The 313-nt window shown below is 58.8% G+C and carries 1 protein-coding gene; it reads right to left on the bottom strand.

The features are described from left to right. Window positions 1–228: nodulation S family protein (locus tag HWY30_RS40995; RefSeq protein ID WP_244145230.1), on the bottom strand; the 228-nt coding region annotated here is incomplete at its 3' end. Window positions 229–313 lie beyond the last annotated feature (85 nt).

Genomic DNA, 313 nt, shown 5'->3' with positions numbered 1-313 from the left:
TGGCACGATATCGATCACGGTGAGCCGTTGGCAGTGCGGTGCCAATTTTTCCGTGAAGGCTCCGCCTGCGCATCCGACTTCGAGCGCATTTGTGACGGATCCCTGCGAAAGCGCCATCCGAAGCATTTGCCTGTGGCGCTCGTGCTCAAAGGGATTGCTGTCGAGCCGCCATGGATCGTCTGCGTCCAATTCCCGACGCAGCAATTCGAAGTTCGTTTGATGTGTCAATTCCGCCTACCTTTATGGTGCGCCGCTGCAAGTGTCCGGACCTTGGGCCGGGACTGGTGCTCCGTTGGACACCGGCGTGTTGGTA

It is taken from the genome of Paraburkholderia tuberum STM678 (genome assembly GCF_902833905.1).
In the GTDB taxonomy this organism is placed as follows: Bacteria; Pseudomonadota; Gammaproteobacteria; order Burkholderiales; family Burkholderiaceae; genus Paraburkholderia; species Paraburkholderia tuberum.
The sequence above is the reverse complement of the archived record's forward strand: the minus strand, read 5'-3'. Positions and strand labels throughout refer to the sequence as shown.